The sequence below is a fragment of the Pseudomonas sp. MYb60 genome (assembly GCF_002979555.1).
In the GTDB taxonomy this organism is placed as follows: domain Bacteria; phylum Pseudomonadota; class Gammaproteobacteria; order Pseudomonadales; family Pseudomonadaceae; genus Aquipseudomonas.
In genome coordinates this window covers 80,573-100,956 of sequence record NZ_PCOZ01000009.1, presented here as the reverse complement: position 1 = coordinate 100,956, position 20,384 = coordinate 80,573, and the positions used below count along the sequence as shown (strand labels likewise).

Annotated in this window: 28 protein-coding genes; 25 read left to right on the top strand and 3 right to left on the bottom strand. The window is 59.5% G+C overall.

What is annotated here, in order from left to right; translation table 11 throughout:
• Positions 1-31 precede the first annotated feature (31 nt).
• The 3 genes from CQ041_RS17250 to CQ041_RS17240 all read left to right on the top strand — a co-directional run bounded on the left by CQ041_RS17250 (position 32) and on the right by CQ041_RS17240 (position 990).
• A complete protein-coding gene (locus CQ041_RS17250; RefSeq protein WP_105523600.1) occupies positions 32-403 on the top strand; it encodes a chemotaxis protein in 372 nt (123 codons plus the stop codon).
• Positions 403-732 carry a hypothetical protein gene (locus CQ041_RS17245; RefSeq protein ID WP_105523599.1) on the top strand — a complete coding sequence of 110 codons (330 nt, stop codon included), beginning with the start codon at positions 403-405 and terminating at the stop codon, positions 730-732. The genes CQ041_RS17250 and CQ041_RS17245 overlap by 1 nt, the downstream gene beginning before the upstream one ends.
• Before the next feature lie 66 nt (positions 733-798).
• Positions 799-990 carry a hypothetical protein gene (locus tag CQ041_RS17240; RefSeq protein WP_105523598.1) on the top strand — a complete coding sequence of 64 codons (192 nt, stop codon included), beginning with the start codon at positions 799-801 and terminating at the stop codon, positions 988-990.
• Positions 991-1,010: 20 nt separating this feature from the next.
• Here the strand turns inward: CQ041_RS17240 and CQ041_RS26215 are convergent, their stop codons facing one another.
• Both CQ041_RS26215 and CQ041_RS17230 read right to left on the bottom strand, forming a co-directional pair.
• Positions 1,011-1,571: a hypothetical protein gene (locus CQ041_RS26215; RefSeq protein WP_146116072.1), complete on the bottom strand. Its 561-nt coding sequence runs from the start codon at positions 1,569-1,571 to the stop codon at positions 1,011-1,013.
• A gap of 103 nt (positions 1,572-1,674) precedes the next feature.
• Positions 1,675-2,121, bottom strand: coding sequence for a hypothetical protein (locus tag CQ041_RS17230; RefSeq protein ID WP_105523596.1), 447 nt, complete (start codon positions 2,119-2,121; stop codon positions 1,675-1,677).
• A gap of 76 nt (positions 2,122-2,197) precedes the next feature.
• Between CQ041_RS17230 and CQ041_RS17225 the strand changes: the two genes are divergently transcribed.
• From CQ041_RS17225 to CQ041_RS17120, 22 genes are all read left to right on the top strand, one after another.
• Positions 2,198-2,821: a putative metallopeptidase gene (locus tag CQ041_RS17225; RefSeq protein WP_105523595.1), complete on the top strand. Its 624-nt coding sequence runs from the start codon at positions 2,198-2,200 to the stop codon at positions 2,819-2,821.
• A 31-nt stretch (positions 2,822-2,852) separates the two neighbouring features.
• Positions 2,853-3,329 (top strand): DUF2280 domain-containing protein, encoded by a 477-nt coding sequence (locus tag CQ041_RS17220; protein WP_105523594.1) that lies wholly within the window; start codon positions 2,853-2,855, stop codon positions 3,327-3,329.
• Positions 3,298-4,629: a terminase gene (locus CQ041_RS17215; RefSeq protein ID WP_256586810.1), complete on the top strand. Its 1,332-nt coding sequence runs from the start codon at positions 3,298-3,300 to the stop codon at positions 4,627-4,629. The genes CQ041_RS17220 and CQ041_RS17215 overlap by 32 nt, the downstream gene beginning before the upstream one ends.
• Complete coding sequence (locus CQ041_RS17210) at positions 4,629-6,089, top strand: DUF4055 domain-containing protein (protein WP_105523592.1); 1,461 nt, start codon at positions 4,629-4,631, stop codon at positions 6,087-6,089. Before CQ041_RS17215 ends, CQ041_RS17210 begins: the two co-directional genes overlap by 1 nt.
• Positions 6,007-7,119 carry a minor capsid protein gene (locus tag CQ041_RS17205; protein ID WP_177429394.1) on the top strand — a complete coding sequence of 371 codons (1,113 nt, stop codon included), beginning with the start codon at positions 6,007-6,009 and terminating at the stop codon, positions 7,117-7,119. Before CQ041_RS17210 ends, CQ041_RS17205 begins: the two co-directional genes overlap by 83 nt.
• 8 nt (positions 7,120-7,127) lie before the next feature.
• Positions 7,128-7,613, top strand: a complete 486-nt coding sequence (locus tag CQ041_RS17200) for a DnaT-like ssDNA-binding protein (protein ID WP_105523590.1) — start codon at positions 7,128-7,130, stop codon at positions 7,611-7,613.
• Positions 7,614-7,696: 83 nt separating this feature from the next.
• On the top strand, positions 7,697-8,470 hold the full coding sequence (locus tag CQ041_RS17195) for a hypothetical protein (RefSeq protein ID WP_105523589.1): 774 nt from the start codon (positions 7,697-7,699) through the stop codon (positions 8,468-8,470).
• Positions 8,471-8,473: 3 nt separating this feature from the next.
• On the top strand, positions 8,474-9,451 hold the full coding sequence (locus tag CQ041_RS17190; protein ID WP_105523588.1) for a major capsid protein: 978 nt from the start codon (positions 8,474-8,476) through the stop codon (positions 9,449-9,451).
• Between the two features lie 56 nt (positions 9,452-9,507).
• On the top strand, positions 9,508-9,813 hold the full coding sequence (locus CQ041_RS17185) for a HeH/LEM domain-containing protein (RefSeq protein ID WP_105523587.1): 306 nt from the start codon (positions 9,508-9,510) through the stop codon (positions 9,811-9,813).
• A gap of 10 nt (positions 9,814-9,823) precedes the next feature.
• Positions 9,824-10,201, top strand: a complete 378-nt coding sequence (locus CQ041_RS17180; protein WP_105523586.1) for a hypothetical protein — start codon at positions 9,824-9,826, stop codon at positions 10,199-10,201.
• 2 nt (positions 10,202-10,203) lie between these two features.
• Positions 10,204-10,596 (top strand): hypothetical protein, encoded by a 393-nt coding sequence (locus CQ041_RS17175; protein WP_105523585.1) that lies wholly within the window; start codon positions 10,204-10,206, stop codon positions 10,594-10,596.
• Between the two features lies 1 nt (position 10,597).
• Positions 10,598-11,254 carry a hypothetical protein gene (locus tag CQ041_RS17170; RefSeq protein ID WP_105523584.1) on the top strand — a complete coding sequence of 219 codons (657 nt, stop codon included), beginning with the start codon at positions 10,598-10,600 and terminating at the stop codon, positions 11,252-11,254.
• The gene (locus CQ041_RS17165) at positions 11,251-11,667 is read left to right on the top strand and encodes a phage tail terminator-like protein (protein WP_105523583.1); all 417 of its coding nucleotides are present in this window, start codon (positions 11,251-11,253) and stop codon (positions 11,665-11,667) included. Before CQ041_RS17170 ends, CQ041_RS17165 begins: the two co-directional genes overlap by 4 nt.
• A 73-nt stretch (positions 11,668-11,740) precedes the next feature.
• Positions 11,741-12,397 carry a phage tail protein gene (locus CQ041_RS17160; protein ID WP_105523582.1) on the top strand — a complete coding sequence of 219 codons (657 nt, stop codon included), beginning with the start codon at positions 11,741-11,743 and terminating at the stop codon, positions 12,395-12,397.
• A gap of 3 nt (positions 12,398-12,400) precedes the next feature.
• On the top strand, positions 12,401-12,781 hold the full coding sequence (locus CQ041_RS17155) for a phage tail assembly chaperone (RefSeq protein WP_105523581.1): 381 nt from the start codon (positions 12,401-12,403) through the stop codon (positions 12,779-12,781).
• A 17-nt stretch (positions 12,782-12,798) separates the two neighbouring features.
• On the top strand, positions 12,799-13,089 hold the full coding sequence (locus CQ041_RS17150) for a DUF1799 domain-containing protein (protein ID WP_105523580.1): 291 nt from the start codon (positions 12,799-12,801) through the stop codon (positions 13,087-13,089).
• A 282-nt stretch (positions 13,090-13,371) separates the two neighbouring features.
• Entirely contained in the window at positions 13,372-13,614 is a 243-nt protein-coding gene (locus CQ041_RS26210; protein WP_146116071.1) for a hypothetical protein, read from the top strand.
• A gap of 70 nt (positions 13,615-13,684) precedes the next feature.
• Positions 13,685-16,774: a phage tail tape measure protein gene (locus CQ041_RS17140; RefSeq protein ID WP_105523578.1), complete on the top strand. Its 3,090-nt coding sequence runs from the start codon at positions 13,685-13,687 to the stop codon at positions 16,772-16,774.
• 3 nt (positions 16,775-16,777) lie between these two features.
• Positions 16,778-17,116 (top strand): phage tail protein, encoded by a 339-nt coding sequence (locus CQ041_RS17135; RefSeq protein WP_105523577.1) that lies wholly within the window; start codon positions 16,778-16,780, stop codon positions 17,114-17,116.
• Between the two features lie 11 nt (positions 17,117-17,127).
• Positions 17,128-17,880: a phage minor tail protein L gene (locus tag CQ041_RS17130; protein WP_105523576.1), complete on the top strand. Its 753-nt coding sequence runs from the start codon at positions 17,128-17,130 to the stop codon at positions 17,878-17,880.
• 359 nt (positions 17,881-18,239) lie between these two features.
• Positions 18,240-18,761 (top strand): hypothetical protein, encoded by a 522-nt coding sequence (locus CQ041_RS17125; protein WP_105523575.1) that lies wholly within the window; start codon positions 18,240-18,242, stop codon positions 18,759-18,761.
• A 40-nt stretch (positions 18,762-18,801) separates the two neighbouring features.
• Positions 18,802-19,575 carry a C40 family peptidase gene (locus tag CQ041_RS17120; protein WP_105523574.1) on the top strand — a complete coding sequence of 258 codons (774 nt, stop codon included), beginning with the start codon at positions 18,802-18,804 and terminating at the stop codon, positions 19,573-19,575.
• On the opposite strand, the gene CQ041_RS17115 is transcribed toward CQ041_RS17120, so the two are convergent.
• Positions 19,551-20,150, bottom strand: coding sequence for a hypothetical protein (locus CQ041_RS17115; protein WP_105523573.1), 600 nt, complete (start codon positions 20,148-20,150; stop codon positions 19,551-19,553). The genes CQ041_RS17120 and CQ041_RS17115 overlap by 25 nt on opposite strands.
• Positions 20,151-20,384 lie beyond the last annotated feature (234 nt).

The window sequence follows — 20,384 nt, the reverse complement described above, 5'->3', positions numbered from 1 at the left end:
CGCTTACGCGGGCTTTTTTTTGGAGTTTTAAATGGACCCTACCGACCTAGGCCCAGGCACAGCTACCTGGCTGGGCGGTAGCGCCACCGTAGTACTGGGCGGCCTTCTTTGGTTGCGCAGGTTTCTCTCCAAGGACGCAACCGACCGGGCAATGGATAGCGCCGACATCGGCACCCTGAAGCGGCTGAACGAACTTCTGAACCAGGAGCGCGCCGCCCGTAAAGAGGCTGAGTCCCGAGCCGATCAGTTCGCCAAGGAGCGCAACGACCTTGCCGCCGCAGTAGGCCGCATGGAAGGAAAAATCGAAGCCCTCACCAGTCAGGTGGGCCAGCTCACCGAGCGTGTCACAGAGCAGAGCGAAGAGATTCACCGCCTGCGCACCAAGCTTGGAGGTATCGCGTGATGGAGAGATGCGCAATCAACTTCATCGCCCGCCACTGGTGGAGACGATTCGAAGTGTGGGTAATAGCGCTGCTGTTGGTTGCTGGCGGGTTGATCCTTGGCTACCAGGCTGGTGTGTGGTCCGCCAGTAGCGAGCAGACCAAGCAGCTTGCCGAGGTGCGCGCCGCTTACGACGCTGCCCTGGGCAAGCGGGATGTTCGCCTGAACAGTTTGGCCGAGAAGACCCAGGACGCCGCAGTGAGGGTGCAAGAGGCGTCGAACTCTGCCGTCCAGGCCGCTTACACCGCAAGCAAGGCAGCCGAAAAGGTCAACGAAGCGGTAGAGCGGTAGAGCGGCAGGCGCCGTAATCCGCGCCACGTTTTCGAATGCGCCAAATCGTGGCGCGAGGTTTTGCAGATGAGCAATATCACCCGGCTGCGTCACGCATTGCCCATGAGCCAGGACATCAACAAGGTCCTGTCTGATCTGGATATCGCCATAGCTAAGGCTGTGGACGCCGCGAAATCAGCAGGCCTGCCCCAGGGCATCGTCGTGGCTATCCTCCACGGACAGGCACATGCTGAAACGGCTAGGATGGTGAGCTCGTAACTCAGGGCGTGCCGTATGAGTTAACGCTTCATCTTTGCGATCAGTGTGCAGCGGCAGTATTCACAGCTGCAACTCTGATCAGCCAAGTCATCAAAATCTTGTGTCACGGCTACCGACTTTCCATCCATAGACTTACACCAAGCACAATCGCGCTCATCCCCACAGCTAAGGACTGAATAGCTGTTGAGGCCAGCAGATTTGATACGTGAGATGCCTTCCCTGCGCAAATGTTTGTGAGTGGCTCTTAGGTAGAGACGATGCAGTACAGGCTTTGGCCCGATTGCAAGCCCTTCATCTGTAAGGGTGGCCAGATGCCCTTTAGTAATTTTCATTCGGGCATTGAGGCCCAGTGCACGTTTCTGTTCAGTAGTAAGTGCTTCTTCATCTGCAAGTTTTTTTGTGTGAAGAAAGTCGTTCAGGACTGCGAGCCTCCCCGACTCCTTGATGTGCGGAGAGGCCGCGATCTCTTTCCTAAAATACTCAGTGAGCTGGTTCGGAGCTTCGGTGGCGATCTGACGATTAATAGCGGGTCGACTAGATGGTTTGGGGCCGAACAGCGTTGCTAAAAGTTTCCTTAACATGGCGCCTCCTTTTTGTTTTCTCGACTGGGTGACTTGTAGCTAGTCGAAACTCTGTCGATTGGCGAGATGGGGGGGGCCGCAGGTGAGTGCGGCACGGCCTTAATTATTTGTCGGCGAAGGTAATCTTTGTGCTGACGACTATCTTCCCATCAACGGTGATTTTGCAGGCGGTCTCAGGGGCTGACTTATCGGCGTGGGTCTTGAGGGGGTCGCATTGAAGTAGCCCAGTCTTGTCGCCGAGCGGCACATTAATCCCTTTTGTCGTCTCACTTAGGCGCACTTTGAAGAGGCGGTGATAAGCGGGGCCAGCCATGATCACTGGATCGCCATCAGTAAGAAGTCCATTGATTGGTGCCGCGCATAGCATTCCGAAAACCCGTTCGCCGCCAATGATGTTGGCGTCTGCGTAGCAGGCTCTTTGCCCACGCTCTGTGGCAATTTCGGATGGGCCTTTATTGGTCCAGGTTTCCTTCGGGGCAGAGGCGCATCCGAGGAGAGTTGTAGCTGCCAATAGGCAGGTTGCAGCGGCGCGAACAAGAGCAAAAGACATGAAGGTGAGCTTCCTTACTTATGGAAGCCGCCATCAATACCGGCAACGCGCCACTATTTCAAGCTCAAGGTGATCCATGGATAGGCCATACCCTCCATCGTCACTGCTTGAGCTGTCCGACCTATCCGACTTCGGCATTCGCCTAACTCCAGCTCCCGATGTATGGGAATGGATCCAGGCCGGCATCCTTGCCGACACCGGCAGCATTCACAATGTAGACCATGCCCACCTGCTGGATGCAGACATCCGGATCATGTGGGCGTCGTCGAGCTTCGCCAAGCAGGGCCGCACAGTCCTGGGCCAGGCCGAACAGGTAGCGTTCCGCGCCGGTGGCTGGCAGAAAGCCCGTATGGAGCAACAGATGCGTGATTGGTTCGGCGACGTACCGGCCTTCATCATCACCCTGGCTGCTGACTACTGCGCCGAGTGCAGCGACACCGACTTCTGCGCCCTAGTGGAGCACGAGCTGTACCACATCGCCCACGCCACCGATAAGTACGGCCAACCAGCCTTCACCAAGGACGGCGCACCCAAGCTTGAGATGCGCGGCCACGACGTAGAAGAGTTCGTCGGTGTCGTCCGCCGCTACGGTGCAAGCCCTGACGTTCAAGCGTTGGTGGATGCTGCAAACAGTCCTGCCGAGGTGGGGAAATTGAACATTGCGAGGGCCTGCGGAACCTGTCTGCTCAGATCGGCCTGATTCTTGACAGGCTCTAGACGGATGAGAATTTATGGCAGTCCTGAAAAATGAGGTGAAGAGCTTCATCGTTCAGGCGCTGGCGTGCTTTGACACACCGTCTCAGGTGGTGGAAGCCGTCAAGAACGAATACGGGGTTGTGGTGAGCCGCCAGCAGGTGGAGACGCACGACCCAACCAAGTCTGCGGGCAAAGGGCTTGCTGTGAAGTGGGTGACCTTGTTCGGCGACACCCGCAAGCGCTTCCGCGAAGAGACTGCCGAGATCCCAATCGCCAACCGTGCGTTTCGACTCCGGGGCTTGGGACGGATGGCCGAAAAGGCCGAGAACATGCGAAACCTGGCGCTGACCGCTCAGCTGTATGAGCAGGCCGCGAAAGAAGTGGGCGACGTCTACGTGAATCGCCGCCTTGAACCTGAAAAACCTCTTGGCTCCCACGCGGACCAGCAGCACGCCGTTGCTGAATACACGCTGGAGCCTGATGAGTATGTCCCGACTTCCCCGCACCTTTGATCCTCCGGTCAAGCTGACGCCCAAGCAGGCGAACATTTACTGTTGGGGCTTTCAGCCTGAGGCCCGCTTCCGTGATGCAGTGTGCGGCCGTCGGTTCGGCAAGACGTTCTTGGGCAAGGCTGAGATGCGCCGCGCGGCAAGACTGGCTGCTGAGTGGGGTGTGAGCGTCGAGGATGAGATCTGGTATGGCGCACCGACCTTCAAACAGGCCAAGCGCGTGTTCTGGCGTCGGCTGAAGCAGGCCATTCCCGACGCATGGCGCGCTCACCGTCCGAACGAGACGGAATGCTCGATCACGCTCAAGTCCGGTCACGTCATGCGTGTGGTAGGGCTCGACAACTACGACAACCTACGCGGCTCCGGTCTGTTCTTCGTCTTGGTGGATGAATGGGCGGACTGCCCGTGGGCTGCATGGGAAGAAGTGCTGCGGCCGATGCTCTCGACCTGTCAGTACACGGTTCCAGGTATCGGGGTGCGAAAGGGCGGCCATGCGCTGCGGATTGGTACACCCAAAGGCTTCAACCACTGCTACGACACGTACTTGGACGGCAAGCCAGGTGGCGAGCCTGATCACAAGAGCTGGCAGTACACGTCATTGCAGGGTGGCAACGTTCCTCCTGAAGAGCTTGACGCTGCCCGTCGCAAGATGGACCCACGGACTTTCCGACAAGAGTACGAGGCCGGGTTCGAGAACTATGCCGGTGTCGTTTACTACACGTTCAATCGGACTGAGTGCCGCACCAGCGAACGAATCAAGCCAGGTGAGGCGCTGCACATCGGCATGGACTTCAACGTCATGAAGATGGCGTCCGTGGTCTACGTCGTGCGGGATGACCTGCCGATGGCATTGGATGAATTCCACGGGGTGCGTGACACGCCGGAGATGATCGAGAAGATTCAGGCGCGGTTCCCTGGTCACTCGGTGGCGGTCTATCCCGATGCCAGCGGACAGAACACCAGCAGCAAAAACGCGAGCGAGTCCGACCTGTCGCTACTGAAGAAGGCCGGGTTCACTGTGGTCGTTGACTCCACGAATCCAGGCGTTAAGGACCGCGTTAACTCAGTGAATGCCATGTTCCTGAACACCTACGGTGAACGCCGGCTGAAGGTCAACATCGATCAATGCCCACAGCTAATGCTGTGCCTTGAGCGACAGACCTACACCGACAAGGGTGAGCCGGACAAAGACCCGAAGAAAGGTCATGACCACATGAACGACGCCGCCGGCTACTTCATTGCCAAGCGCTACCCGATCAAAACACGCACAGGCGGAACACGCCGAATTGGAGGCTTGGCCTGATGCCAGTGCAATCGACAAACCCCGACTACGACTTGCACATCGTCGAGTGGGAAATGATGGACGCCGCGCTGGAAGGCGAATGTGCCGTGAAGCGCAACGATCGCAACCTGCCTAAACCGAGCGGTATGGTTGAGGCCGAAAAGCTCGACGCCGCCGGCAACAAGTACCTCTACGAGAACTACACGAACCGGGCTCAGTACGAGCACTGGGTGCGGGACTCTCTGCGCTCGATGATGGGCTTGGTCTCGCGGTTGATACCGGAAATTGAGCTGCCCACCGGCCTGAAAGGGCTGGAGGATAACGCCACGGCGGACGGCTTCGGCTTGAAGCAGTTGTTCTTCCGCATGGTGCGCCAGGCCATTTCTCACGGCCGGGTCCCGCTGGTGGTGAACATCGACGAGAGCGGCGAGCCGTACTTCTCGACGTATGCCACGCGCAACGCGATCAACTGGGACACCGCTGATCAAGGGGGGCGGCAGGACCTGGTTCTCTCGGTATTCCGCGAATTCCGCAAGAAGGGCGGCGATCGCTACAGCCATGACTGCGACACGGTGTTTCGTGAGTTTTTCATGCTGGGCGATGTTTGCTACACCGCAGTGCGGAATGAAGGCGGTGAGCTGGTCGAGGACGAGAGACCGCTGGGTACAACAGGTACGGACAACCGCCTGGTCAAAGGCCTGCCTTATTTGCCGGTGATCTATTGCGGCTCGACCGACAATTCTCCAGATGTCGATGAGGTGCCGCTGCTGACCATGGCGCGCGCTGCGTTGAAGTCCTACCAATTGAGCGCTGACTACTTCACGTCGCTGCATCAGACCAGCCACCCGCAGCCATGGGTCTCTGGCCTAGATGAGGCGGTGGAGTTGAGCGTCACCGGCCCATCGGCGGCATGGGATCTTGGGCCTTCCGGTTCCTGCGGCTACCTGGAGTTCCAGGGCGCCGGCATCGAAGCCGTGCACAAGGCCATGGATGACCAGAAGAATGCCGCACTTGAAGCCGGTGCGAAGGTCATGGACGTGGGCGGCACCGAGTCGGGCGAGGCGCGAAAGACGCGCCAGAACGACCAGCACGCCACGCTGCATAGCATCGTCATCACAGTGGCTGAGGCAGTTGAGCAGGGCCTGCGATACGCCGCCGAGTGGAAGGGTTACGACCCGAAGCAGGTCAAGTTCAAGGTGAGCCCTGAGTTCGTGACCCCAGAGGTCGACGCCCAGGTACTCGCCGAGCTGCTCAAGGGCGTCATGGCTGGCACGATCAGCGCCGACACCTACTGGCAGTACCTCACTACCGGCAAGCTGCCGGAGCGCCCCTACGACGAAGAAGCCGAACTGATCAGCGATGAGCGCGAGTCGGCCGGCATCAACCTGGACAAAGACGATGCCATCGACAAACCTGGCGCAGGCGGACAGCCAACTGCTGGAGCAGACGACCCGTCACTCGGTAATGCTGGAGCGACTTAAGGCCGGCGAGGTCAAGAAGTTTGAGAAGTACCTGCGTCAGATCGACAAGCTGGTGCGGGAGCAACTCACCCGCAAGGAGCTGACCACCTACAGCCGTAACCGCCTTGAGCAGTTCCTGGCCCGGGTGGACGGCAAACTGCTGGACATCTACAAGGCCTATGGCGAAGTGGTCCAGGCCGATCTGGTCGACATCGCGCTGTATGAGTCGACCTTCGAGGCCAACAGCCTGAGCAATGCGCTGTCCATCGATGCAGTGGTGCCCAGTAACACGGTGATCCGGGCGGCGGTGTTCTCGTACCCGCTGCAGGTGAAAGGGATCGACGGCGGCAAGCTGCTCAAAAGCTTCGTCAGTGGCTGGACACGCACCGAGACGATGCGCGTCACGAACACTATCCGGCTCGGCTTCGGCCAGGGCCAGACCAACGCCCAGATCATCCAGGCGATTCGAGGCACCGCGGCGCAGAACTTCACGGATGGCGTCCTGGCGGTAAGCAACCGCAACGCTGCCGCCGTGGTGCAGACGGCAATCCAGCATGTGGCCACCACGGCGCGGATGGAAACGTTGAAGGCGAATAGCGACGTGGTGTTGGGCTACCGCTGGGTGTCGACGCTTGATCGCAAGACCTCGCAGCAATGCAAAGGCCTGGACGGCATGCGTTTCGACCTTGGCAAAGGCCCGCTGCCGCCGGCGCACATCAACTGCCGGTCAACTACAGTGCCCACCACCAGGCTTTCGGAGTTGTTCGCAAAAGACGCCACGCGCGCCTCTGTAGGCGACAACGGCGGGGCGCAGGTTGACGCCGGACTGAATTATTACGAGTGGCTGGCAACCCAGCCGGCGAGCTTCCAGGATCACGCGCTCGGACCGGTTCGGGGCAAGTTATTCCGTGACGGCGGGCTTACGCCGCAGAAATTCGCCAAGCTGCAACTGGACAAGTCGTTCAAGCCACTGACCCTGGCACAGCTGAAGGCGGCAGAGCCTGACATGTTCATCCGCGCAGGCGTTACACTCGGCGCCCCACCAGGTTGAGATAGCCGATGCAGATCATCGTTGAGGACGGGAAGGGCAGGCCTGACGCCAACAGCTTCGTGCCGCTGGAGAAGCTCACCTTCTACCGCGACTACTATGGTTTCCGGATACCTGAGGCTGATGCTGAGCAGGTTGAACTGTTGCTGCGCGCTGCCGCTGACATCAACGGTCGCCAATGGAAGGGGCGCAAGTCCAATCTCGATCAGGCAATGGCCTGGCCTCGGCGTGACTGCAAGATCGAATACCAGACACTCTCCGAGACGTTCGTGCCCTTTGAGCTTGAATGGGGCCAGGTGCGGTTGGCGGTTGAGTTGTACGCCGCCGAGCGGGGCTTCCAGATCGAAGAGCCGACGCATTGCACTGAGCCCAATGGCCGGCGCGTCCGGCTGAATCGCGATACGCCCGGCCTGCGTATGCGGCCGCCGCCTTACGCACCCAGTAGGACGCAGTTCGCCGACTACCTGGTTATGCGCGGGCTCTCGATAGTCCGATAACCCACAGAATTCACACCAAGCCGCCCAATGGGCGGTTTTTTTATGCCCGTCAGGCGGGCCAACCAAGTCCCCAGGGGATACCCATGCCATTTGAATTTGACCCGGCCGCCGCTGGCCTCACCCTCGACGCAACTCAAACCGCAGCCCTCCAGGAGGCGCTTGGCGGAAAGGTTCAGGAATACCTGGACAAGGAAGTAACTGGTCTCAAGTCGAAGAACCAGGAGTTGCTTGGCTCTAACCGGACCATCAAAACCGAACTGGACAAGCTGAAAGGCCAGTTCGAAGGCCTGGATATCGAGGCGGTAAAAGGGCTGCTGGCGAAGGTTGGCCAAGACGAAGAAACCAAGCTCATCGCTGAAGGCAAGCTGGACGAGGTAATCACCCGTCGTACCGAGCGCCTGCGCAGCGATTACGACACCAAGCTGAGCGCCGAGAAGAGCCGCGCCGACAAGGCCGAGCAGTTCGCTGCCAAGTACAGCGACAAGGTGCTTGCTGATTCTATTCGCGCCGCAGCCATTAAGGCCGGCGCACTCCCTGAGGCAGCTGAGGATATCATCCTGCGCGCCCGGGGCACTTTCAAACTCAGTGAAGACGGTGAGGCAATTGCCACCGACCGTGACGGCGAGGTCGTTTACGGGAAGGACGGGAAAACCCCGCTGTCGCCGCTCGAATGGGCGGAATCGCTGCGTGAAACCGCAACACACCTGTGGCCAAGGGCCCAGGGCGCCGGACAGACCGGCGACAACGGTGGCAAGGCCACGAAAAAGTGGGGCGAGTACACGGAAACCGAGCGCGCTGCGATCGCCCGTGACAACCCTGAGCTCTTCAAGAAAATCCAGGCCACCAAAGGAACCTAATCCATGGCAACTACACAACTGACCGACATCTTCGTCGGCGACTACTACGCCTCCCTGGCGCCGGTTAACAGCCCGGAAAAGACCGCAGTATACGAGTCGGGCATTGTGACCCGCTCGCCTGTGCTGGACGCCATCGCCTCCGGAAGCCAGGGCACCGCCGAGATCAGCTACTGGCAGGATCTCAACGCCGATGAAGCCCCGAACATCAGCAACGACGACCCGAACGACCAGGGCGAAGTCGGCAAAGTAACCCAGGACAGCATGCGTGCCCGGGTCCTGTACCTCAACAAAGGCTACGGCGTTACTGACCTGACCGCTGAGCTGGCGAACAGCGAGCCTCAGCAGCAGATCCGCAACCGTTTCGGCACCTACTGGACCCGCCAGTGGCAGCGTTACACCCTGGGCGCGGCACGCGGCATCATCGCCTCGAACATCGCGAATAACGGCGGTGACATGGTCATCGACGCGGGTGCAACCATCAGCGCGAACGCCTTCCAGGATGCTGCGTTCACCGCTGGTGATGCCGCTGACCAGTTCGGCGCGATCGGCGTGCACTCGGTGGTGATGAACCAGATGGTCAAGAAGGACCTCATCGAGTACCTGCGCGACTCCGACGGCAAGATCATCCTGGCCACCTACCTCGGCAAGCCGGTGTTCATGGACGATGCTCTGGTCTACGGCGCGGGCAAGTACCTGTCCGTGTTCTTCGGCCAGGGCGCTTTCGGTTACGGCGAAGGCACGCCTAAGGTTCCGGTAGAGCTCGAGCGTAAGCCGGGCGGCGGTAACGGCGGCGGTGCCGAGGTGCTGTGGGAGCGGAAGACCTACATCCTCCAGCCGGCTGGCTTCAGCTGGAAGGGTTCCGAGGCTCAGAACCTCAGCCCGACCGCCACTCAATACGCCGCTGCTGCGAACTGGCAGCGCGTGTTCAGCCGCAAGCAGGTTCCGTTCGCCGCCGTCATCAGCGGTACCACCACGCCGTAATCCGGCCTACATAACCTGGCGTCTTTATGGGCGCCGGGGTGCTTTTGAGGTGACTCATGAAAGTGATCTACACGGACAAGCCGGGCAAAGAGCGCGGTGTTTGTTACCGGCTGCTGAGCGAATTCTTCGGTGTCATCGGCTCTGCTACCGAGGTGGTGGTCGATGGCGATGCCCCGGAGATCTTCGAAGCCTACCAATCGGCCGGCATCAAGGTGTCCGACGGCAAGGAGCCAGAGAGCAAAGAAACCGACCCTCTGAAAATGAAGGTTCCCGAGCTGAAAGAATGGCTGACCGAGAAGGGCATTGCCTTCGACCCGTCCGCCAAGAAAGAAGACCTGCAGGCCCTGGTGCCAGCGGAATAAGGACAAGCAAATGACCGACTTTATCACCGTTGCCGATGTTGACGCCCAGCTTGGTCCTGACTGGGCCGGCACGGGTGATCCGGTCCTTGCTGTGACCATGGCCAATGCCTGGCTCACAGCCAAGATTAAGCGGGCTGTTCCCGATCCGGTCCCGGCCGAGATCAAAACAGCCGGCGCCCAGGTCGCCAAAGAGGCGGCGGCGGGCAAGCTGTACACAGCAACGCAGAAGGAAGTGCAGAGCAAGGCGGTCTCGGCTCAATCCGGCACGTCGGTGAGCAAAACCTACGTGGCAGGCTCCACCGATCAGTCGGCGGGCGTGAACTTCGCCCTGGCGCTGCTGGAGCCGTGGATAAAGCGCTCCGGCGTGATGATGCTGAAAAGGATCTGACCATGGGCATGCGCGAAGAGATCCAGGCTGAATTGGCCGAGTCGTTCGACGATCCTGATGGCCTAGCCGATGCGGTCAAGCCGGTGGCGGGCGTGCGCAAGGTTGCGGGCGAGTATGACCCGGAGCTGGGTGGCGAAACACCGGAGACCACCGTGACGTACTCGGGGCGCGGAGTTCTGGGCGGCTACCTGTCCAAGGAAATCGACGGCTCCCTGATCCAGACCACCGACAAGAAGCTGCTGGTGCTGCAAAACGAGCTGTTCGTGTCGGAGGCCGGCGTTCCGACGGCGGTACCGGCTGCCCCGGCTATTGGCGATATCGTCAACGGGCTGCGGGTGATGAATGTGTCCGCCGACCCGGCTGATGCGACGTGGACGGCTCAGTTGAGGAAGTGACATGGCAAGTAAAGGCGCCGGCCAGTCCGGCAGCTTCGCCCTGAGCCTGGCGGAGTTCGCCGCCCAGGCCAGTGAGGCAATCGACGCGAGCCTGCGCGAAATCATTATCGAGATTGGTAGCAGCATCATCCGCATGTCACCGGTGGGCAACCCTGAGATATGGGCTGCCAACGTTGCTCACCGGGAATCCAATGCCCGGGCGGCTGATGACTACGACTTCAAGGTCGCAGTCCGCAACACGCTCATCAACCTGAATGAATCGAACTTCACGAAGGCGGGCAACCTCAAGCGCGGCGTGAAATATGCCAAACCGCTAATGAAGACCGAGCGCGACCAGAACTTCAGCGTGAATGGCTTGGTGGCTGGCCGGGACTATGTTGGCGGTCGCTTTCGGGCGAACTGGAATTTCTCCATCGGTTCTGTCGACAACAGCTTCCGTATTCACCCAGACCCGACAGGGACCGAGGCAACCGCAAGGCTTGTAGCGGGCGCTATTGAGTTCAAGGCCGGGCAGACAGCTTTCATCGTTAACAACTTGCCCTATGCGATCCCGCTGGAGTTCGGCCATTCCACACAGGCCCCTGGCGGCATGGTCCGGGTAACCGTGGCTCGCTTTCAGCAGATAGTGCTGGAGGCCATCAGGAACAACCAGGTATGAGTCACGCAATCATCGCCTCGATCTACGAGGCAAAGCTCATCGCCTGGAACGCTGCCAGGTCGGACAAGTTCAAGATCGTTTTCGAGAACACGGCCTACGCGCCGGCGGAGGGCGAGACGTACCTTCGGGCCTTCACCATCCCGGGCGACACCGCGAGCAACACGCTCGGCGGTGATCACCGACTGTTCACCGGCGTGTTTCAGGTCAGCATCATCGCGCCGGCGGGCACCGGCAAGATCAAGACCAACCCAATCACCACCGAACTTGTTGACCTGTTCCCGCTATACGCCAGGGACACGAAGGGCGCGGTGACCGTGGTGACAATGTCGCCAGTTGACCAAGGGCCTGGCATCACAGGCGATTCCACCTACACCGTGCCGGTCTCGTTCTTGTACCGAGCCGACACGAACTGATCCCGCCCATTGGGCATACCCAGAGACCCGCCCCTTAGCGGGTTTTTTCACATCTGCAAAGAGGAAATACCCCATGGGCTACAAACTCCCGAACGGCGGCACCTTCCAGCACGCCGCAACCTACGCGACCGCACTGGCGTTCACTGCCATCAGCAACGCTGCCGAAGCGGTGGCTACCGTTGTAGGTGGCACCATCGCTGCCGGCGACATTGTTCTGCTGACGTCTGGCTGGAGCAAGCTGGATAGCAAGGTGGTGCGCGTGAAGGCAGCCACGGCAACGGCGATTACCCTGGAAAGCATCGACACTACCGACACGCAGGTCTATCCGGTCGCGGGCGGCTCCGGCACGATGCGCAAGGTGCTGACCTGGGTGCAGATCCCGCAAATCTCCGACGTGGCCTTCTCCGGAGGCGAACAGAACTATCTGGATGTGGTGTTCCTCGAGGATGACCAGGGCAAGCAGATCCCCACCGACAAATCGGCGGCAAGCATGGTACTCACCATCGCTGACGATCCGGCCCAGGCGTTCAACGGAGTGCTGCTGAAGGCGGACGCCGGCAAGCAGATCGAGGCGGCTCGCTTGAACCTGCCCGGTAACGACACGCTGCTGTATGGCACTTACACGTCGTTCTCCAAACAGCCAGCGGTGTCCCGTAACAACCTGCTGACCCGCACCGTCAGCTTGGCGTTGCAGGCCGAGCCGACCCGCTACCTGACTGCGGTGGTTTAACCCATGGCTAAGATCCGTATTGCGCAGAACGCTACTTTCAATGCGCTGGTGCTGATTCCGATCGTCGGCAGCGCACCCGAGAAGGTCGAGTTCACCTTCAAGTACCGGGATCGCGCCGAGCTTGCCGCTCTGTTCGATGAATGGAACGAAAAGCGGAAGAAGGCACAGGCCGCATTGGGCGATAAGCCGTCATGGTCGGAAATTGTGGCTGTGGATACCGAGCAGCAGACTCAGCAGATCAAGGACCTGGTAGTCGGCTGGGGCTTTGACGACGAATACAACGACGACAACATCGTCGCATTCGTGAAGTCCTGCCAGGGTGCCGCCGAGGCTGTCGTTAAGGCTCATGAGGGCGCATACAACCAGGCCCGCCTGGGAAACTGACCGACGCTGCCCGCGCCATGTACTCGCCAAGCGTGCCCGACGCGATTATCGGCATGTTCGGCCTTGCCCTTGATGATCTGGTTGAGGAAGTGGAGGTCTGGCCATGCAACTGGCCGGCCTTCCTCCTTTTCAACCGCATGTCCACCCAGTGGCGAGCAGGCGCCGGCGGCGCGATCGGTCTCGACTACAGCTGCATACGCGACGTGGCCGGTTTCCTCGGCATCAAGAAAAAGAAACTCGCTGCAATCTTTCCTGATCTTCAAGTGCTGGAGGGGGAAGCCCTGCGCGTTATGGCAGAGGCAGAGTGAGCAAAGTGCCACTAGGTGCAAGAATCGTCATTGCTGCTTTAAAATAAGGGCTCCCTATTAATTCAAAGGAATGAGTTTGTGGTAAGTCAAAACTCCATCGCCTGTCCGCACTGCCAAGGTCAGAACGTCCAGCTTCTATCTGTCATCTACGCGGCTGGTACGTCTCAGATTCGGTCAACCCACCAAGCGCAATCCGGAATGGGCCCGAGTGTTACTGTCCAGACGACTGGTAGGCACCAGACAGACTTAGCCGCAAGCGTTTCACCTCCACCCGGTAAGCGCTTGCTCGGCCCCGTAATTCTTGCAGGCGTTGGCTCCATCATCCTTTACGACGGCATGAAGCTCATGAACACCTACTGGGGCATCGATTGGAGCAGATTCTTTATCGGTGTGGCGTTTATCGCAGTCGGTGTAATCGGCTTTGTTCGCCACTGGAAATTCAATGTCGCGCAATATGACAAATTAGAAGAATGGCGTCGTACTTGGCTGTGCCACGCCTGTGGTACGAGGTTCCAACCTTCTTAAAATGTAGTTTCCCCTATTTATACTTAAGCCCGCCTAGTGCGGGCTTTTTGTTGCCTGCCTGGAGCAGATCATGACCACAATTGCCGAACTGGGCATTCGGGTTGATTCCGGCGATGCAGTCCAGGCCGCTACTGACCTGGAGAAAATGACCAAAGCTGGCGGCCGGGCCGAGCAGTCCGCTGTTTCGCTGATGAACGAAATGCAGGCCCTGGAAAAGTCGCTGTCCACCAGTGCCAAAACCACCCAGGACCTGGCGAAGCAGCGTGACGCTCTCGCCAAGCTGACCAAGACCGGCGCCTATGGCGAGGCCGAGGCGGCGAAGATCTCCGCTCAGTTGGACAAGCAGCAGATCGCCCTGGCCAAGTCCGCCCTGGACGAACAGAAGGCCCTGAACAGCCTGCTGGGTGCCATCGACCCGGCCCGCGCTGCACTGGCGAAGCTGGATACCCAGGTCGAACAGCTGGGCAAACACCTGGACGAAGGACGCCTCAGCCAGGAGGACTACAACAAAGCACTCGGCAAGATCGACAAGGACTACGCCAAGCTCGAAAAGACGGCCACCGGTTTCGACAAACTGCGGCTCGGCACCCGCCAAGCGCAGGAAAACGTCGTTCAACTCGGCAATGCGCTGTCGTCGGGTGATTGGGGCAGTGGCGTGCGTGCCGTGGCTCAACTGGGCGCGGGTGCTGGTGCGTCTGCTGGTTCGCTGCTGGCGCTGGTAGCGCCGATTGGTTTGGTCGCCGCTGCCATCGGTGGGCTCGCGTACGCCTACTACAGCGGCAACAAAGAAACGGATGCGTTCAACAAAGCGTTGACGCTGACCGGCAACTTTGCCGGGACTACCTCCGGCCAGTTAAGTGATATGGCGCGCCAGGTTGCCGCGGTTGTCGGCACAACGGGGGCGGCGGCTGACGTACTGGCCACCCTGGCAGGGAGCGGAAAGCTCGCCAGCGGCAGCTTCGTGGATATCGCCGAGGCGGCTCTATCTATGGAGAAGGCCACCGGCAAATCGATTGAAGCAACCGTTGCCGAGTTCGTCAAAATTGCGGACGACCCGGTGGCCGCTGCCAAGTCGCTGAACGAGCAGTATCACTTCCTTACTGCCTCGGTGTACTCGCAGATCGTTGCGCTCAAGGATCAGGGCGACGAGATTGGCGCCACCAAGCTGTTGACCGAGACCTACGCCGACACCGTGCAAACCAGATCCCGCCAGGTGATCGAGAACTTGAACCTGTGGGAGCGAGCTTGGCTGGGCATCAAGAGTGCCGCGAGCGGTGCCCTTGATGGAATCAGCGATGTAGGCCGGCAGAAGAGCTACAACGACCAGATCAAAGAGCTGCAGTCCAAGCTAACTGGCTCGGAGGCGTTCGACGTTGGCGGCACGCGGATGAACGCCCAGGAGGTGAGCCCGAAGGAGCGCGCCCGAATTCAGGCGCAGATCAACTTGCTCACGCTACAACGCGATGCGGATGATGCTCGCGTTAAATACTTCGATGATCAGGGTAAGGCCCAGCAGGCGGCCATCGTCGCCGGTGAAAAAGTCGACTCGCTCACCAAGTCCTCACTGTCCAACGAGCAGAAACGAAACAAGGAGATTGAGGACTACAAGGGCTGGCTGGACACAATTCGCAAGGCAAACCCGAACGATGCGCGGCTTGAGGGTGGCTTGGTCACCAAAAACATTCAGAACATCAAGGACCGATACAAGGACCCGAAAACCGGCGGTTCGTCGGCAGTCGATCTCACCAGCTTCAACAGCGCCAAGAACGACCTGGCAGCCATCACCGACACCTACAAAAACTACCAGAAGGAACTGGAAGCAGCGCAGAAGGCCGGCCTGCTGTCCGAGGAAGACTATCTGCTGCGGCGTCAGGCGCTGATCGGAAACCAGCTCGACCAGACCACGGCAGCCTACGAGGCCGAGATTGCCGCGCTGGAAGCCGCCAAGGGCAAGAAGACCACGTCGGCCGCGCAGAGCATCCAGCTGGACCAGAAGATCGCCGACGCGCGCGCAGGGATGGTCAAGGCGCAGAAGGATGCGGATAGCCAGCTTGAAGTGTTGGCTGCCAACGAGACCGGGCGACTCGCCAAGCAGAAGCGGGCGATCAGTGCGTACGTGCAGGCGCTGGGGCAGCAACAGCGGGCCTTGGAGTTGGCCGGGCAACGCGCCGTACTGGGCGTAGGCCAGGGAGATCGCCAGAACGCGCTCAACGGTGAGCTGAACGGCCAGCAGGATCGGTTTGCTCAGCAGTCACTGGAACTGGAAAACCAACGCTCCGACCCTTCGCGCAACATGTCGGACGAAGAGTTCACCCGCAAATCGCAGGCACTTGCCGATGCGAATAAGAAAGCCACCGACCAGATCCGGCAGAACTATGCCGATGTGGAGGCTGCCCAGGGCGATTGGACCAATGGCGCTACGGCGGCGTGGGACAACTATCTGGATTCGGCGCGGGATGTTGCCGGCCAGACCAAGTCGCTTTTCGGCAACGCCTTCAGTTCCATGGAAGATGCCGTCGTCAACTTCGCCATGACCGGGAAGCTGTCGTTTGCCGACTTCACCAAGTCCATATTGGCGGACATGGCGCGTATCGCTACACGCCAGGCAAGTTCGGCACTGCTGGGCAGTCTGGTGGGGGCAGCAGCGAGTTACTTCGGCGGCAGTTCCGGCAGCGGTAACGGTATGGCGGCTGGGTCTGCGGGTGCTACGTCGTCGAACCTTGGCGCGTCGCAGGCTGGCTACTCCAGCACTTACTTTCCTCAGGCGCTGGGTGGGGCGTGGTCGGGCGGTGTGCAGATGTTCGCCGACGGCGGCGCCTTCACCAACTCCATCGTCAGCAAGCCCACGGCGTTCGGTATGGCCAACGGCAAAACCGGTGTAATGGGTGAGGCTGGGGAAGAGGCGATCATGCCGCTGGCCCGGACATCCGGCGGCAAGCTTGGCGTCATGGCGGTTGGCAGCGGAGGCGGGGGCGTGAACCTCAGGTTGAGCATGCCGATCATCATGAGCGACCAAGAGGCGGGGCGGCCGGACGGCGCCGAGTTCGACGCCGAGACCTTCCAGCGCAACATGGAGACGCGAACCCGGCAGGTCGCAGTCGAAGAAATCGCCAAATCATGGCGCCAGGGCGGCATCAGCAGCCGAAACGTAAAAGGGTGATCTATGGCAATTGAACGGTTCACCTGGGCAACGGAGAAGGGAGCGGAGGGCGAGATCACTCAACGCGTCCGCACCAAGCAATTCGGCGATGGATATGCCCAGTCGGTTGAGGATGGAATCAACAACCGGTCACAGTCCTGGCCGGTGACCTTCACCGGCCTGAAGGGACGCATCAAGGACATCATGACCTTCCTCGATCGGCACAAGGGGGCAAAGGGTTTCTTCTGGGAGCCGCCCCTCGGCGAGCTTGGTCTCTATAAGTGCTCCGGCTACAAGCCTGTGCACCGCGGCGGCCAGGTTTACGCCATCACCGCGACCTTCGAACAAACCTTTCACCCTTGAGATAATCGCCCATGGCACTGATCACGGACATCCAGAAACTGGAGCCCGGCGGCGAGATTCGCCTGTTTGAAATAGACGGGACCGAGTATGGCGCCGATTACCTGCGCTTCCATGGGCACGCCATACCGCATACGCCCGAAGAATTGTTGCTCTACGAACACTCGGACGAGGATCTCCCGGCGAAATCGATTTGGTGGCAAGGCCAAGAGTACGCAGCCTGGCCGGTGCAGATTGAGGGTATTTCCTCAAGCAGCGACGGCACCGCCTCTCGGCCGACTTTTGCCGCCGGCAACGTGAATGGTCGAGTCACGGCGCTGTGCCTGGCCTTCGAGGACATGCTCAAGTTCAAGCTGACGGTCCGTGAGACGCTGGCCCAATACCTGGACGCGGCAAACTACCCCGAAGGGAATCCAACTGCCGACCCGACCCAGGAGGCGCTGGAAATCTGGTACATCGACCAGAAAACCAGCGAGGACGGCGAGGCGGTGGTCTGGGAGCTGTCCTCCCCGGGCGAGATCGACAACCACGGACTTCCCGGCCGGCAGATGACGACCTTCTGCCACTGGGCCATGACCAATGGCTATCGCGGGCCGGACTGCGGCTATACCGGCGAGGCCATGTTCGACGACGAGGACAATCCCACGGATGACCCGGCACTAGACCAGTGCAAGGGCTGCCTGTCGTCCTGCAAGCTGCGCTTCGGCGAGAACGAAGAATTGGGATTTGGGGGATTTCCAGCAGTGAGCCTCGTGTCCAGATCATAGTAGAATTGCCTTGTGGCTAGGGCATGCAACCCGAAAAGTCGACACCTAACCGACCCGCCACTCTTCTTCAGTTGGGTCTCACGCTTTAAGGGTGTGATTTGAAGATGAAATACCCAAAAGATTTGGTGGGCTTGCAGTTCGGCAGGCTCACGGTCATTAGCCAAGCGCCAAACGATAGACCCTACAGGGTCAGTCTTTGGAACTGCCAGTGCGTATGCGGCAATTCCCGAGTCGTCCAAAGATCTGCGCTCGTATGTGGCGTGCAGGTGTCTTGCGGCTGCTTTATGAGGATGCGCGTAAAGGAAACCCACACCAGCCACGGGCTACATAGGCACTCTGCCTACGGCACATGGAAAGCGATGATCGCTCGCTGCTACAACCCCGATTCCAAAGATTTCAAAGATTATGGAGGTCGAGGCATTCAGGTGTGTGATGAGTGGCGAGACATTGCAGGATTCGTCGCTGGGATGGGAACGAAGGAGAAAGGCCAGAGCATCGATCGGCTTGATGAGAATGGCGATTACGAGCCAGGAAACTGCCGATGGACTGATGCGCTCGGCCAGGGCCAGCATAAGCGGAACAATGCAATTGTCGCGCGCCTTGGTAGCCAGAAGCATATTGCCGGTGTTTGGCGCGAGGCGGGGATAAAAGAGTCTACGTTCTATAACCGCCTCAATGCTGGGATGACTCCTGACGAAGCTGCTTCCTTGCCTGTACGCAAGCATAACGCTACAGCGGTGATCGATGGTGAGGAGCGCACACTTGTAGAGTGGGCAAAAATTGCTGGGGTCGATTCCGCCACCATGCGCAATAGAGTGAAGGCGGGGATTGTAGGTAGAGCATTACTTGCGCCACCGCGATCCAGAAAAATATCTGCTTAACCCAAGGGCGCTACGGCGCCCTTTTTAGTGGGCGCGAATAATGCGAAAACACATCATTGCGGCTATCCAGGCGCATGCGGCGGCGGAGTATCCACGCGAGTGCTGTGGCCTGCTGCTGACTGTCGGCCGGGCGCAGAAGTATTTCCCGTGCCGGAACATCTCGACCGAGCCAAGCGAAGAGTTTCGACTTGATCCTGAAGACTATGCTGCTGCGGAAGATTTGGGTGAGGTGATCGGTATCGTTCACTCGCACCCGGATGCGACCAGCAGGCCGTCGCCGCATGACCTGGCCATGTGCGAGGCCACGGCCTTGCCCTGGCACATTTTGAGTTGGCCCGAGGGCGATCTGCGTACGATCACGCCAACCGGACATACGCCACTGCTCAAGCGTCCGTTTGTACACGGTGCCTGGGACTGCTGGCAGGTTTGCGTTGACTGGTATCTGCGGCAGTGGGGGGTTGAGTTTGAAGCCTTCCAGCGCACCGATGGCTGGTGGGAGAAGGCGGAGAACGCCAGTCTGTACGAGCAGCATTACGAGGCTGCTGGATTCGTGAGGGTGGACCAGCCGCAGCGCGGTGATCTGATCGTCATGCACGTCGGTCGGACGGTTCACCCGAATCATGCTGGGATCTACCTGGGCGCTGATCCGTCGCTACCTAGTGAAGAGTCAGGCACTTACGGCCCAGGCCCGTTCCTGCTGCACCATCTTTACGGCAGGCCGTCCGAGATCATCGTCTACGGCGGTCCCTGGCATGACCGGACACGCCTGATCCTCAGGCACAAAGATGCTCAGTCAAAACCGCCCAGCGAATAGATCGAAAATCCGTCTTTTGTTAGATGAATGACCTCTGTCGTCCCGCCTATATAAACGCGATCACCGGACTTTTCATCCTCCTGTCGCGACTGGGCACGCATGATGTCAGGCGCACACGCAGGGAACGAATTCCAATTTATTCCCGATTTGTCCATAAGCTCTGGCTTTACGCCAAGCCCATAATCCAAACGCTCGGATTTGAAGTCCGACCCAGAACGGTATGCGAATCCATGGACCTTTCCCGAGTCGTCGGAAATCCCGAAGTGATAGATCGTTGCAGTTTGGTCTTGGAGGGCGGGAACATGGTGATTCAGTTCGCTCCAGAGGGCCTGAAGCTCCTGGGTGGCATGTGCATCGACCGCATCTACATTGAGGGCAAAACCTTGGTTATTCACAAGGCCGATCCATCGATTGAAAAGCAGGGCCGATCCCGTGCCGGCAATGATCATACGGATGTGCGGGATCGAGATGGCTTTGCTGGCCAACCCTGGGGGCGTGTCGACGGAATAATGTAAAAGCGTGTCAGTGGCTACAATTGCTTCGTTTTCATCCGTGTAGAACAAGAGCGAGGACATAGGGCCTCCTGGCCGACTTTGAGTTGGCGGAGGCTACTATCGCTTCCAGATCAGATTCCACTGGCATTCCATCCACGCTGGATGCCCGGCCAGGTCGATAGCATGTTGCGCGTCCGCTTTCGACCCTAAGCTGTCGTTCGCGAAAGGCAGCAATCGGCCAAAAGCAGTCAGTCATGACCGGCCATTCGACCCATTGCAGTTTTACCGCTGGCGCTTTGCACCCGCACGTTAAAT